Annotated in this window: 10 protein-coding genes and 1 pseudogene; 10 read left to right on the top strand and 1 reads right to left on the bottom strand. The window is 67.8% G+C overall.

What is annotated here, in order from left to right; genetic code table 11:
- The first annotated feature begins 82 nt into the window (after nucleotides 1-82).
- From LUM46_RS02235 to LUM46_RS02205, 8 genes and pseudogenes are all read left to right on the top strand, one after another.
- Nucleotides 83-2,638, top strand: coding sequence for a transglycosylase domain-containing protein (locus LUM46_RS02235; protein WP_274991995.1), 2,556 nt, complete (start codon nucleotides 83-85; stop codon nucleotides 2,636-2,638).
- 231 nt (nucleotides 2,639-2,869) lie between these two features.
- A complete protein-coding gene (locus LUM46_RS02230; RefSeq protein WP_274991994.1) occupies nucleotides 2,870-5,437 on the top strand; it encodes a transglycosylase domain-containing protein in 2,568 nt (855 codons plus the stop codon).
- A 153-nt stretch (nucleotides 5,438-5,590) separates the two neighbouring features.
- Nucleotides 5,591-5,881, top strand: coding sequence for a 30S ribosomal protein S6 (gene rpsF / locus LUM46_RS02225; protein WP_207775488.1), 291 nt, complete (start codon nucleotides 5,591-5,593; stop codon nucleotides 5,879-5,881).
- Nucleotides 5,882-5,991: 110 nt separating this feature from the next.
- Nucleotides 5,992-6,540, top strand: a complete 549-nt coding sequence (locus LUM46_RS02220; RefSeq protein WP_274991993.1) for a single-stranded DNA-binding protein — start codon at nucleotides 5,992-5,994, stop codon at nucleotides 6,538-6,540.
- Between the two features lie 79 nt (nucleotides 6,541-6,619).
- Entirely contained in the window at nucleotides 6,620-6,856 is a 237-nt protein-coding gene (gene rpsR, locus LUM46_RS02215) for a 30S ribosomal protein S18 (RefSeq protein WP_116673133.1), read from the top strand.
- Nucleotides 6,857-6,873: 17 nt separating this feature from the next.
- Complete coding sequence (rplI, locus tag LUM46_RS02210) at nucleotides 6,874-7,323, top strand: 50S ribosomal protein L9 (protein WP_274991992.1); 450 nt, start codon at nucleotides 6,874-6,876, stop codon at nucleotides 7,321-7,323.
- 439 nt (nucleotides 7,324-7,762) lie between these two features.
- Nucleotides 7,763-7,948: pseudogene (locus LUM46_RS26670) on the top strand (hypothetical protein); the annotation flags it as partial.
- Between the two features lie 66 nt (nucleotides 7,949-8,014).
- Nucleotides 8,015-10,066, top strand: coding sequence for a YhgE/Pip domain-containing protein (locus tag LUM46_RS02205; RefSeq protein WP_274991991.1), 2,052 nt, complete (start codon nucleotides 8,015-8,017; stop codon nucleotides 10,064-10,066).
- Nucleotides 10,067-10,170: 104 nt separating this feature from the next.
- Here the strand turns inward: LUM46_RS02205 and LUM46_RS02200 are convergent, their stop codons facing one another.
- On the bottom strand, nucleotides 10,171-10,881 hold the full coding sequence (locus LUM46_RS02200) for a DUF305 domain-containing protein (protein WP_274992073.1): 711 nt from the start codon (nucleotides 10,879-10,881) through the stop codon (nucleotides 10,171-10,173).
- Nucleotides 10,882-11,251: 370 nt separating this feature from the next.
- Here LUM46_RS02200 and LUM46_RS02195 point away from each other — a divergent pair, with 370 nt between their 5' ends.
- Nucleotides 11,252-12,505: an LVIVD repeat-containing protein gene (locus LUM46_RS02195; protein ID WP_274991990.1), complete on the top strand. Its 1,254-nt coding sequence runs from the start codon at nucleotides 11,252-11,254 to the stop codon at nucleotides 12,503-12,505.
- Nucleotides 12,506-12,749: 244 nt separating this feature from the next.
- The gene (locus tag LUM46_RS02190; protein ID WP_274991989.1) at nucleotides 12,750-13,517 is read left to right on the top strand and encodes a DUF305 domain-containing protein; all 768 of its coding nucleotides are present in this window, start codon (nucleotides 12,750-12,752) and stop codon (nucleotides 13,515-13,517) included.
- Nucleotides 13,518-13,585: the final 68 nt, after the last annotated feature.

Below are 13,585 nucleotides of genomic sequence, written 5' to 3'. Positions count from 1 at the left end.
CCCTATGGTTTCGGGTTGTCCGCAGTTGCATGTGCGTCGATCGCACATGGCGGGCGCAAGTCGAACCGAGGAAGAGGCTGACGTGTCGAACTGGAGTCCCCCTCCGATCTGGCCGCAAACTCCCCGACGGCGCCAGGGAATCTGGAACTACCCCCGTCCGTACCGCACCGGGATCCGTGCCTGGGTCCCGTCGTGGCGGTTCGTCGTGGGCGCGCTGCTGACCGGTACGTCGCTCGTGGCCGGCGTGCTCATCGCCGCCTGGGTGAACGTCGGCGTGCCGGGCGAGCTGAACACCGTCCGCGACGAGGCCACCACCGTGTACTACTCCGACGGCAAGCCGATCGGAAAGTTCGCGGCGCAGGACCGGACCATCGTGCCGCTCGACGAGCTTCCGCCGCAGGTGACGAACGCGATCATCTCGTCGGAGGACCAGTCCTTCCGCTCCCACATGGGCATCAACCCGTTGGGCATCGTTCGCGCCACGCTGAACAACGTGACCGGCGGCGACCGCCAGGGTGCCTCGACCCTGACCCAGCAGTACGTCGAGAACTACTACGTCGGTGTGGAGTACGCGACGTATGCGACGAAGCTCAGGGAAGCGATCATCGCCCTCAAGGTGACGCAGCAGCAGTCCAAGGACCAGGTGCTCGAGGGGTACGTCAACACCATCTACCTCGGACGCGGCGCGTACGGTGTCGAGGCGGCCTCGCAGGCGTACTTCGGGCACCCGGCCAAGGAGATGACCATCTCCGAGTCAGCCTTCCTCGCGGGGATCATCCCCAACCCCACGTACTGGGACCCGCGCCAGGGGGAGGATGCCGAGGCGCAGGCGAAGGCTCGCTGGGAGCGCACCCTGAACCTGATGGTGGAGCAGGGCTACATCACCGAGCAGGATCGTGCCGCCGCGGAGTATCCCGAGCTGGTCGAGTACAAGCAGGGATCCGGTGACAACAAGACCGCCTACCTGATGGAGCAGGTGGCCAAGGAGCTCGCCAAGCCGCGTCCCGAGGGTGCGGGCATCTCCGAGGACCGGCTGGCGACGAGCGGCTTCGAGATCCACACGTCGATCGACCGCAAGATGCAGGCTGCCGCCTACGAGACGATGAAGCTGCCGGAGGACGCGAACGACGACGTCCGGGCCTCGCTGACCTCGATCGACCCGCAGACGGGCGAGATCAAGGCGATGTACGGCGGCCCGAACTACTCGACCAACCCGACCAACGCAGCGACCTTCCGGGCGCAGGGCGCGTCGACCTTCAAGCCGTTCACGCTGATCGGGGCGTTGGAGCAAGACATCCCGCTCACCAAGCGGTACACCGCCGTCGACGGCACGGTGATCGAGGGCTGGAAGCAGGATCCGGACGGCCCCGACGTCCCGCTGTACAACTTCGAGAACCAGTCGTGGAGCAGCCTCGACCTGGCAGCCGCGACCGCCGACTCGGTGAACGTCGTGTACGGCCAGCTCAACAAGGAGATCGGGCCGGAGACGACGGCGCAGGTCGGTTACGACCTCGGCATCCCGAAGGCCGACGACGACCCGGACACCAACGACTGCTGCAGCATCGGGGGCAACCTCGCCAACGTGCTGGGCACCGCGTACGTGACCAACGTCGACCTCGCGCACGCCTACTCGACCATCGCCGCCCAGGGCTATCGCACGACCCCGCACCTGGTGACCAAGGTGATGAACGGCGAGGACCTCATCCACGAGGGGTCGACGACGCGACAGCAGATGTTCGACGAGGAGGTCATGGCCGCCGCGACCTACGCCATGACCAAGGTGGTCGAGGACGGTTCGGGTGCGCCGGCGCAGGATCTACTCGGCCCGGACGGTACCCAGCGTCCGGTCGCCGGTAAGACGGGATCCTCCAACGACAACATGTCGGCGTGGTTCGCCGGTTTCGTGCCGCAGCTCACGACGGTGGTCGGGCTCTACGAGTACGACATCAAGGCGAACAGGTACGAACAGATCAAGCCGTTCGGCGGTTACGAGCAGATCACCGGTGGTAGCTGGCCGGTGATGGCCTGGACCGACTACATGGCCAAGGCGACCGAGGGCATGGAGATCGAGGAGTTCCCGCAGTACACCCCGCCCGCACCGCCGGAGCCGACACAGTCGCCGTCGCCGTCCATCAGCCCGTCGGAGGAAACGGAAGAAGAGAAGGTGATGGTGCCGACGGGGCTGGTCGGCCAGCAGTACCCCGTCGCCGCGTCGGCGATCGCCGGTGCCGGGCTCGTGTCGCAGCAGGTGCCCGTGGACAGCGACCAGGCGGCCGGCACAGTGCTCGCGGTCGATCGTGAGGGCCAGGAGGTCGAACCCGGGGAGACCATCCGCGTCGAGGTCTCGAACGGTTCCCAGGTCGAGGAGGACGAGACGACCACCGTGCCCTGGGGCCTGACGAACCAGGATCGCGGCTATGCCGAGGGGCAGCTCCAGGCCGCTGACCTGTCGCCGGTCGTGCAGGAGCAGCCGTCCGACACCGTGCCGGAGGGCAAGGTGGTCGCGGTCGACCCGGGCGAGGGGTCGGAGGTGCCGGTGGGCAGCGAGGTGACGCTCGTCGTCTCCACCGGGCCCGAGGGCGGCGGCGGCGAACCGTCCGACGATCCGTCGGACGACGGGAACGGGATCTTCAGGTAGGCCTGCCCCAGGGAGGCCCTCGCGGGCGCAGGCTCCTGAGCAGCGGGACGACGGGCTCGGTCCAGTTCTGGCCGAGCCCGTCGTCGGTCCGGGTGAAAGCGGCCGAAACGGCCGTTTGAACACGGGGCGTCCACACAGAAACCGCGTTTGTGCTACTTCCCGTGAACATCGATCCTCTATCGTTTCGGGGTTCAGTGCGATCACTGGGCTGATACGAGGAACGAGGAAGACGTGGCGAACTGGAGTCCTTCTCCGATCTGGCCGCAGACGCCCCGGCGCCGACGGGGAATCTGGAACTACCCGCGGCCGCACCGCACGGGCCTCCGCGCTTGGGTGCCGTCGTGGCGGGTGGTCGTCGGCACGATCCTGACCGGAATGTCGCTGGTCGTCGGACTGTTCACAGCTGGCTGGATCGGCTGGGCGGTCCCTCAGGAGCGCCCGGAGATCGGCTCGGAGACCACGACCGTCTACTACGCGAACGACAAGGTGATGGGTAAGTTCGCCGCGGTGGACCGCACGATCCGGAGTCTCGACGAGCTGCCCCCGTACGTGGGTGAGGCCGTGCTGGCGTCCGAGGACCAGAACTTCAGGGACCACTTCGGGGTCGACCCCGTAGGTATGGTCCGCGCCCTGGTCAGCAACGTGACCGGTGGCACTCGGCAGGGCGCTTCCACCCTGACCCAGCAGTACGTCGAGAACACCTATTTCGAGCCGGGCCAGACGTCCTACGCGGACAAGTTCCGCGAGGTCATCGTGGCCGTCAAGGTGGATCGGGACAAGACGAAGGACGAGATCCTCGAGGGCTACGTCAACAGGATCTACCTCGGCCGAGGCGCCTACGGGTTCGAGGCCGCCGCGAAGGCGTACTTCAACAAGCCGGCGACCAAGCTGACGGTCTCGGAGACCGCGATGCTGGTGGGGATCATCCCGTCGCCGTCGTACTGGGACCCGCGCTTCGGTGAGGAGTCGCGAGCCGTCGCCGAGGAGAAGTGGGCCCGCGTCCTGCGCAACATGGCCGAGCTGGGGCACATCACCGAGGAGGAGCGTGCCGCCGCCACGTTCCCGGAGCCCATCGAGTACAAGCCGGTGTCCCGTGCAGGCCAGGTGGGGTATCTGCTCGAGGAGGTCCGTAAGGAGCTCGCTGGATTCGGCATCAGCGAGGAGCAGCTCATGACCAACGGGTATCGGATCAAGACGACCATCAACCCGAAGTGGCAGAGGGCAGCGGTCGAGACCGCGAACACCATCCCGTACAAGGGTGAGGGCGCCGCGTCGAAGAGACTCGGTGTGTCCATCGTGTCCGTCGACCCCAAGGACGGCGCCATCCGTGCGCTCTACGGCGGCAAGAACTACGAGGAGCGGCCGTTCAACGCCGCCACCGACGGCAAGGCGCAGCCCGGCTCCACGTTCAAGCCGTTCACCCTGGTCGGCGCACTCGAGCAGGGGCACGAGCTCAACGAGTACTACACGGGCAACAGCCCGATGCAGATCCCTGGCTGGACCGAGATGGTCAACGGCGTCGAGCAGGAGAAGGAGCTCACCAACTTCGGTGCTGCGGGCTCGGGCGGTGAGTCGTTCGGGGACATCGACCTGATCGACGCCACCGCGAACTCCGTGAACACGGTCTACGCGCAGCTCAACGTGGAGATCACGCCGGAGAAGTCGCAGGATGTCGCGATCCGCGCGGGGATTCCTCCGGAGTCCACGAACGCCGAGCTCTCGAACGTGCTCGGCACCGAGCCGGTGCGCGCCGTCGACCTTGCCGGTGCCTACGCGACCTTCGCGGCACAGGGCACGCGGAGCAAGACGCACATCGTGACCTCCGTCAAGGACGGCGAGCTGACCATCCACGAGTGGTCCGACGCGCCGGTCCAGGGCGCCATCGATCCTGATGCGATGGCCAAGGCCACCTACGCGATGCAGAAGGTCGTGGAGGAGGGCTCGGGTGCGCCGGCGCAGGAGCTCCTCGCTCCCGACGGCACCCCGTGGCCGGTGGCGGGAAAGACAGGTTCCACCAACAGGAACATGGCTGCGTGGTTCGCCGGTTACATCCCCCAGCTCTCGACTGTCGTCGGCCTGTATCAGGAGACACCCGAGGGCGGTCAGGCTCCGATCACTCCGTTCGGTGAGTGGGCGGGCGGCAGCCTGACCGGTGGAACGTGGCCCGTCTGGGCGTGGACCGAGTACATGAAGCAGGTGACCGAGGGCATGGAGGTCGTGGACTTCCCGACCTACGAGCCGCCGCTCCCGTCGCCGTCACCCTCTCCGTCTCCGTCGACGTCGCCGTCGCCGTCGGCGACCCCGGAGGACAAGGTGCTGGTCCCGTTCGGGCTCGTCGGGCAGCGGTACGACGGCGTCGCACGGGTGCTGGCCGAGCTCGGCCTGCGCCCCAGGATGGTGGAGGTCGAGAGCGATCAGGCCCCCGGGCTCGTGGCGGGAGTGCAGCACGAGAACCAGGAGGTCAAGCGCGGCTCGGACATCCGGGTCGAGGTCTCGACGGGCCCGGACGAAGACACGGTCCAGGTGCCCGGTGGTCTGGTCGGCGGTGACGAGAACAACGCCAGGAACCAGATTCAGCGTGCCGGTCTTCAGCCCGACATCCAGTACCAGCCGTCCCAGGAGGTCGGCCAGGGCGTGGTCATGGACGTCAATCCAGACGAGGGCGCCGAGGTGCCTTCCGGTAGCCCGGTGCAGGTGATCGTCTCGTCCGGTCCGGGCGACGTCGGTCTCCCGACCGATGAACCGACGGACGGGAACGGCAACGGGAACGGGAACGGCAACGGGGGCGGCAACCCATAGCGACCGCCGCCACGGGCGGAGCTTGCCTGTGAGAGGGCTCTCGGCCGTTCGATTCCGTCGTTGTCCACATGGCGGGTAGGCTTGGCCCTTGCTGTGAACCCTCCTGTCACGGAACGACCGTGACCGCTGAGACCAGAGGAGGTGGGTATACACATGCGTCAGTACGAAATGATGGTGATCCTGGACCCGGAGGTCGAGGAGCGCACCGTTGCCCCGTCGCTCGACAAGTACCTGTCGGTCATCACGACCGAGGGTGGCTCCGTCGACAAGGTGGACATCTGGGGGCGCCGCCGTCTGGCCTTCGAGATTCAGAAGAAGTCCGAGGGCATCTACGCCGTGGTCGACTTCACCGCGACGTCTGCCACCGCCAAGGAGCTGGACCGTCAGCTCGGCCTCAACGAGGTCGTGCTCCGTACCAAGATCCTGCGCACCGGCGACAAGTGAGTCGTCCGAACTGAACCCTCCTACGCCCGCGCGAGTGTCGGTGGCTCGTGGTTGCATTCACCACGGACTAGATGCCGCGTACGGAACGTCGACTGAATCGAGGAATTGGCATGGCTGGTGAAACTGTCATCACAGTGATCGGGAACCTGACCGGGGACCCGGAACTGCGCTTCACCCCTTCAGGTGCTGCGGTCGCCAACTTCACGGTGGCGTCGACCCCGCGTACCTTCGACCGCCAGAGCAACGAGTGGAAGGACGGGGAAACCCTGTTCATGCGCTGCTCGATCTGGCGCGAGGCCGCGGAGAACGTCGCGGAGTCGCTGACCAAGGGCACGCGCGTCATCGCGCAGGGTCGCCTGGTCCAGCGCTCCTACGAGACCCGTGAGGGCGAGAAGCGCACCGTCGTCGAGCTGCAGGTGGACGAGATCGGTCCGTCCCTGCGCTACGCCACGGCCAAGGTCACCCGGGCCCAGCGGTCCGGTGGTGGCGGCGGCTTCGGTGGTGGCGGCGGTGGTGGCTTCAACGGGGGCGGCCAGCAGGGCGGCGGCTCCGGTGGAGGATTCAGTTCTTCCGGTGGCGGTCAGAGCAATGACGACCCGTGGGCCACGGCAGGCCCGGCGTCGTCTGGCGGTTCGTTCTCGGACGACCCGCCGTTCTGATCGGCACCTCCCAGTTCATCTTTTTTGCTCGCACGGCCCGCCAGGCCTGGTGAGCAGCACCTGACAAAGGAGCAACACCATGGCAAAGCCTGTGGTGCGCAAGCCCAAGAAGAAGATCAACCCGCTCAAGTCGGCGAAGATCCACAACATCGACTACAAGGACACGGCGCTGCTGCGCAAGTTCATCTCCGACCGTGGAAAGATCCGTGCGCGTCGCGTCACCGGTGTCTCCGTGCAGGAGCAGCGCCAGATCGCGAAGGCCGTGAAGAACGCCCGCGAGATGGCCCTGCTGCCGTACACGTCCACGGCTCGCTGAGGAAGGGATCGAGAACAATGGCAAAGCTGATCCTGACCCACGAGGTGACCGGCCTGGGTGAGCCCGGCGACGTGGTTGAGGTGAAGGACGGGTACGCCCGTAACTTCCTCATCCCGCGTTCGCTGGCGACGCCCTGGACCAAGGGCGCCGAGTCCGACATCAACGCGATCCGCAAGGCTCGCAAGAGCCGCGAGATCGCATCGCTCGACGAGGCGAAGGCCCTGGCCGACTCCCTGTCCGCGAAGCCTGTCGTCGTCGCGGCGAACGCCGGCCCCGGTGGCCGTCTGTTCGGTGCGGTGACCACGGCGGACATCGCCGGTGCGGTTGCCGCTGCCGGTGGCCCGTCGGTCGACAAGCGCAAGATCGAGATCGGTCAGTCCATCAAGACGACCGGCGACTACACCGTGTCGATCCGCCTGCACCCTGAGGTGTCGGCCAAGATCGGCGTGAAGGTCGTCGCCGACTGAGCTAGCGCTCGGTCGATCGCCTGATCGCGAGAAGGCCCCGGTTCCCCTGTGGGGAGCCGGGGCCTTCTGCTGTCCGGAGCACGGCTACCGGCCAAGGTCGGCTTCGAGCAGATCCGGCCGGCCGCGCTGGGGCGGATGCGGTGCCTATCGGGCTGGCACCCGTCGCCGTCGACCACCGGTTCTCGGCCGAGGTGGTCGACGCTCGCCTGGGCCGACGGCTGACTATTGGAGGCGGCCTCAGTGCGGGTGATCTTCGTGGCTTTACTGAGTTGTGATCAATAGAAGCGTTCCGCAGGGCACCTGCCGCCGGTACCTTCAGCGCAGACGCCCGAGACGACGGGCTTCGTGCTCGCCAACGGCGGCGGGCCCGGCGGACAGTGGCGCCGGTTGGACAACTTTTTCGCGGGGCAGCGACGCCCGCGGAGCGAGAGGCGAACCGATGACGCAGTTGCACGCATCCCGAGCAGCACAACCAGGTCCAGCACCAACGATCCTGATAGCGGTGGGCCTGGCCTTGCTGCTGGTCGGTGCGATCTTGGCCACGGCCTTCATGCTTCTGTTCCAGGGTGAGGTGGCGTCCGGCGCGGACCGGCTGGCCGACGGTGCGGGGCAGCTGAACGACGGCGTCCAGTCCGACCTGGTCTCCGGCGTCGGAGAACTCAGCTCGGGCGCGACAGAGCTCAACTCCGGCGTGCAGGGCAAGGTCGTGCCTGGTGTCGAGGCACTTGCGGAAGGCGCTGGACAGCTCGACACTGGCGCCGGCGAACTCCGGGAAGGCGTGATCAAGCTGCACGACGGATCAAAGAAGATCGCCGACGGCACCGCCGAGACAGCGCAGGACGTCGCTGATCTCGCCGATGCGTCGCTGCTGCTCACCGCTGGATCCACGAAGCTGAACGACGGTCTCGGAACACTGAGTATCAAGGCGCCCGCACTGGCCGACGGCGCTGGGCGGCTGGCAGGCGGCTCGGCGCTGGTGCAGGCAGGTGTGGTCAAGGTCAGCAGCGGAGTAACTCCGCTCGATGCGGGTGCGCAGAAGCTGGCGTCCGGGTCAGGTAAGCTGCGGGCCGGTGTGGCCAAGGTCAGCGATGGTGTGACTCCGCTGGAAGCGGGTGCGCAGAAGCTCGCCTCGGGATCTCAGGAACTTGCGGCAGGAGCTGACCAGACTGACGCAGCCGTCACTCAACTCGCCAACGGCTCCTCGCAGGTCTTCGTCGGCAGCCGGACGCTGAACAGCGGGCTGTCGCTGCTGGCCGCGAACAACAGCGCCATCCTGGGTGGGATCTCTTCGCTCCAGACGGGCGCGGGCAACATCGCCGCTGGTGCCGCATCTCTGGACGCCGGAGCCGACCAGGTTGCGGGCGGGTTGCAGCAGCTCAACGCAGGCACGGGTGTTCTCGCTGACGGCGCTGGTGCCGCAGCTACCGGGGCCAAGCAGGTCGCCGACGGCGCGGCGGCCGTGTCGGGCGGTGCCGCTGAGGCGAAAGAGGGTGCGACCAGCCTGGTGGCCGGTATTGGTGGCCTCGCTGCGGGTGCACAGAAGGTGCAGGGCGGCAACCAGGCGCTTGCAGCTCAGCTGAAGGAACTCGCCGCTGCTACCGAAGACCCGACGCTCAAGGGGCAGCTCCGGGCGTTCGCCGAATCGGCGGACAATCTTGCTGTTGGTGCCGGGGATGTCGGGACCGGGGCTATGCAGGTGCAGGATGGAGCCGCTCGTCTCGACACCTCCCTCGGTGTCCTCTCCGCCGGTGCGTCCGACCTTTCGACCGGTGCGTCCACGCTGGCCGAAGGTACGGCCGCCGTGTCCGCCGGTGTCGACCGGGCCGCGCACACGATCGGGCAGCTCTCGGCCGGTGCGAACGGTGTGGCGGGTGGCGCGCAGGGCATCAAGGACGGCAGCGCGAACCTGCACGCAGGATTTGAACAGCTCGCCCCGCGGCTGGAGCAGTACGTGGGTGGTGTCGGTTCGGCTCACGAGGGCAGCGTGACGCTCGTGGCGGGCTCGGAGCTCGTCGCAGGAGGCAGCGCGCAGCTGGCCCAGAAGACGCCTGAGCTGGCCGCGGGTGCATCGCGTGTGGCGGACGGCAATGCAAACCTGGCGGCCGGCACTGGGAAGCTCAAGGGTCGCCTGCCGGAACTCCTTTCCGGCGCGACACGGGTAGCGGACGGCAGTGCGGACCTGGCGGCCGGGACCGGGAAGCTGAAGGGTGGCCTGCCCACTCTGCTCTCCGGCGCAACGCAGGTGGCCGACGGCAATGCTGAGCTGGCGTCCCAGACTCCGGCGCTCGTCTCCGGCGTCGGGCAGCTGCACAGCGGCTCCGGAAAGCTGGTCGACGGGATCATCGAGGTCCGCGACCGCGTCGTGCCGAAGGTCGGCAAGTCGCAGCAGCTGGCCGATGGTTCGGTCAAGGTGCGCGACGGGCTCAAGGACGCCCGGCTGGGCACCCGCACCCTCGTCGACGGCACGGGTGCTCTCGACGACGGCACCCGGACGCTGGCGAACGGGGCCGCTGATCTCGCCGACGGCACTGAGCGGCTCGCTGAAGGATCGGTGGAGCTGGCGACCGGCACCACTGAGGTGGCTTCCGGCACGTCACAGCTCTCCGACGGCACGGGCGAACTCCGCACCCGGGTGGACGGATCGCCGGCGGGCGCCGTGGGCATAGGCGTCATCCTCGCCGCGGTGCTTGGCCTCCTGGCGGCCCTCGCCGGTCTCATCCTGCTGAACCGGCGTCGCGCCTGATCAGCACCGGCCGGCGCTGAACGCCACAGGTCGCCACACGTCGCCGGGGCAGAGCCAACCGCTCTGCCCCGGCGATCGTACGTCCGACGACGGTCAGGCGATGCTCACAGCTCGGCCAGCATGTTCGACATCCGGTCGATCTCCGCCATCTGGTCGGCGGCGATGTTGGTGGCCAGCTCGAGCACCCGCTCCTCGCTGCCCGAGCCCGCGACCTCCTCGCACATGGTCAGCGCACCCTCGTGGTGCTTGATCATGCCCTCGAGGTACAGCCGGTCGAACTCCGCTCCGGACGCCTTCTCGAGAGACGCCATCTCGGCGTCCGTCAGCATCCCCGGCATGTCCTCGGCGTCGTGCTCGTGCTCCGGGGCGCGCGGGCCGGAACCGTCGCCGCCCTCGGCGGTCAGCGGCACGGGGTACTCGTTCTCCTCGAGCCAGCTGGACATCAGGTCGATCTCGCTGTCCTGCACCACGTCGATCCGGCTGGCGAACTTCTTCAGCTGCTCGGAGTCGCTCCGCTCGGGTACCAGGACGGACATCTCGATCGCCTGCCCGTGGTGCAGGATCATGTCGCTCAGGAAGTCGGCGTCGGCCTTCGAGAACGGCGCCTGGGCGGGCGGGCCCTCGTAGTCCTCGGGCGCGATCGTCTCGGCGTCCTCGCCAGGCCTTCCCGGCTGTAGGACGACGGAGCTGGGCGTCGACACGGCTTCGGGCTCTTCGCCGGGACTGCAGGCGGAGAGCGCGAAGGCTGGTGCGACCACGGCCAGGCCGAGTACGAGCGCCCGGAAGCATGATCGTCGTGTGGTACCTGTCAGCATCTCCACGGGTGGTCCTCTCGCGCGCTCTGTCACGACTTCGTCATCGGTTCGCCGGAATCTACCAATACGGCATGACCTGTGTGAGTCGCAGGATGCGCCATCGGCCCCAGTAGGTGGTGATTTGTGACCACCATGTTAAAGATTGCGAAACTCCTGGCCCTGAGAGGTCGCTGTGAGTGACACTGCCTCAACCGACCTAGGAGGTGTGACGCCAGTGCGTCGTCCAACCTTTACTCGATCTCGCGCCCGGGGCGCCACTGGTGTCGCCCTGACGGCGTTCTTCGCCGCGGCGGCCGTGGCACTCGCGGGGCCCGTCGCGGCATCCGTCGCGGAGCCGGACGTTCCGCCGGGCGAGGTTGCGTCCTCGAACATGACCCATCTCAGCAACCAGCCCAAGAACGGCGCGCTGAAGGGTACGGGCTCCGACATCGCGTTCCAGGGCAAGTACGCGTTCGCCGGCAACTACGACGGCTTCACCGTCTACGACCTGTCGGACAAGGAGAACCCCGAGCAGGTGGTGCAGGTGTCCTGCCCGGGCGCACAGAACGACATCTCCGTCTACAAGGACATCCTGGTCCTGTCCACGGACTCCTCACGCAGCGACGACTCGTGCCAGTCGACGCCACTGGACGCCACCAAGAAGGAGGCGTGGGAGGGCATCAAGATCTGGGACATCTCCAACCCGCTCGCCCCGGAGTACGTGAAGTCGATCGAGACCGCGTGCGGCTCGCACACGCACTCGCTGGCTCCGTCCAAGAACGGCCGCGACGTCTATGCGTACGTGTCGTCGTACTCGCCGAGCTCGGCGTTCCCGGACTGCCAGCCGCCCCACGACATCATCTCGATCGTGAAGATCCCGGTGAAGAAGCCGACGTCGGCGAAGCTCGTCGCCACGCCGAACCTGTTCCCGGACGGCGGCTACGAGGGTGACCCTGGTCGCCGCGCCTCCACCACGAGCGGCTGCCACGACATCACCACGTACGCCAAGTACGACCTGGCCGCCGGCGCATGCATGGGTGACGGCATCCTGATGGATATCAAGGACCGTGAGCGTCCCCGCGTGATCAGCCAGGTGCGGGACACGGAGAACTTTGCGTTCTGGCACTCGGCCACGTTCAACAACGACGCCACCAAGGTGGTCTTCACCGACGAGCTCGGCGGTGGCGGTCTCGCGACCTGCACCGGCGAGTACGCGCCGGAGCTGGGCGCCAACGGGATCTACGACATCGAGCGCAAGCGCCACGGCAAGACGGAGCTGGCCTTCAAGTCGTACTACAAGATCCCGCGGATCAACACGGCCGCTGAGAACTGTGTGGCGCACAACGGCTCGCTGATCCCGGTCAAGGGCAAGGACCTCATGGTTCAGGCCTGGTACCAGGGCGGCGTCTCGGTGTTCGACTTCACCGACTCGGCCAACCCCCGCGAGGTCGCCTGGTTCGACCGCGGCGAGGGTCTGAGCACCGGCGGTAGCTGGTCGACGTACTACTACAACGGGTACGCCTACTCGAACGACCTCGGCATCGGGTTCGACACGTTCGACATCGACGACTCGATCGACGGGCCGGCGGAGCGCGTGCGACAGAAGTCGCTCAACCCGCAGATGCAGGAGCCGTTCGGCCGCTGATCCGGCTCTGCGGCGCGACGGCGCCTGGGTCACCTTCCACATGGACGGTGACCCAGGCGCCGTCGTCTTACGCGCTCCCGCTGTGATCGACGCGCAGGTGGGAGGCGGCGACATCGGCTCGGCGGACCATCGTCGACGGCGACGTCGCGCCGACACAAGGAAACTCGCGGATGAGTGTGGGGACGGTGCGTCGTCCTGAGCGCGGCCCTGGCGTCCCAGGGTTTTGTATGGAAGCCTCCCGGACATGACGCCCCAGGACTCGACGATCGAGGAGAGCACCCCGCCGTCGGGCAGCGTGCCTGAGCAGGAGGCGACGGCGCCCGGGTACGACCTCCGGCGCCGCCTCCGGCTCATGGGGGCCGTGCTCGCCGGTGGGCTCGCCGTCGTGCTGGCCCTGCTGCTCTGGCTGGGTGTGCTGGTCCCGGCCAAGCAGGAGGCCGCCGGGTACTCGGACGCGGATGCCGCCTATGCCGCCGTGGCGATCGAGCACAACGCCCAGGCGGTCCAGCTGACGGCGCTCGCTCCGGGCCGGTCCACCGACGACGAGGTGCTCGCCCTGGCGGTCGAGGTGGGCGAGGCCTCCGCGGGCAGGGTCCGGGAGCTCGCCGACTGGCTCGAGGCGCGGGAAATCCCGGTACCGGCGGCGGGCCGCGAGGCGCTCGCGCTGGCCGAGGCCGGTCTGGACACCGAGCTGCCCGACGACGGCAGCGGTCCCCGGTCGGGCGCCACCGCGCACTCGCACGAGGGCGGTAACCACGGCATGCTCACCGACGAGCAGGTGAACGGGATCGCCGCACTCCACGCGCGGGACTTCGACATCGCACTGCTCGCGGCGCTCGTCGAGCACCACTACGGCGGGCTGCAGCCGGCCGACGAGGAGATCACCGAGGGCGAGGACGCCGAGGCGAAGGCGCTGGCGCAGGCCGAGGCCGACGCGATCCGCGTCGAGGTGGAGAAGGTTCGGGACGTGCTCGCTGACATCGGCGGCCCGGGCTCCAACGACGGCTCCTGAGTCCTCGGCCGCCGGTTACCGGTGGCATGGAGCGAAGGGACGGCCGGAGCGGCGCATGCGAGTACCGA

Source organism: Promicromonospora iranensis, from assembly GCF_028994805.1.
GTDB classification, from domain to species: domain Bacteria; phylum Actinomycetota; class Actinomycetes; order Actinomycetales; family Cellulomonadaceae; genus Promicromonospora; species Promicromonospora iranensis.
Note: the sequence above shows the minus strand (reverse complement) of the source record. Positions and strands in the feature narration are given on the sequence as shown.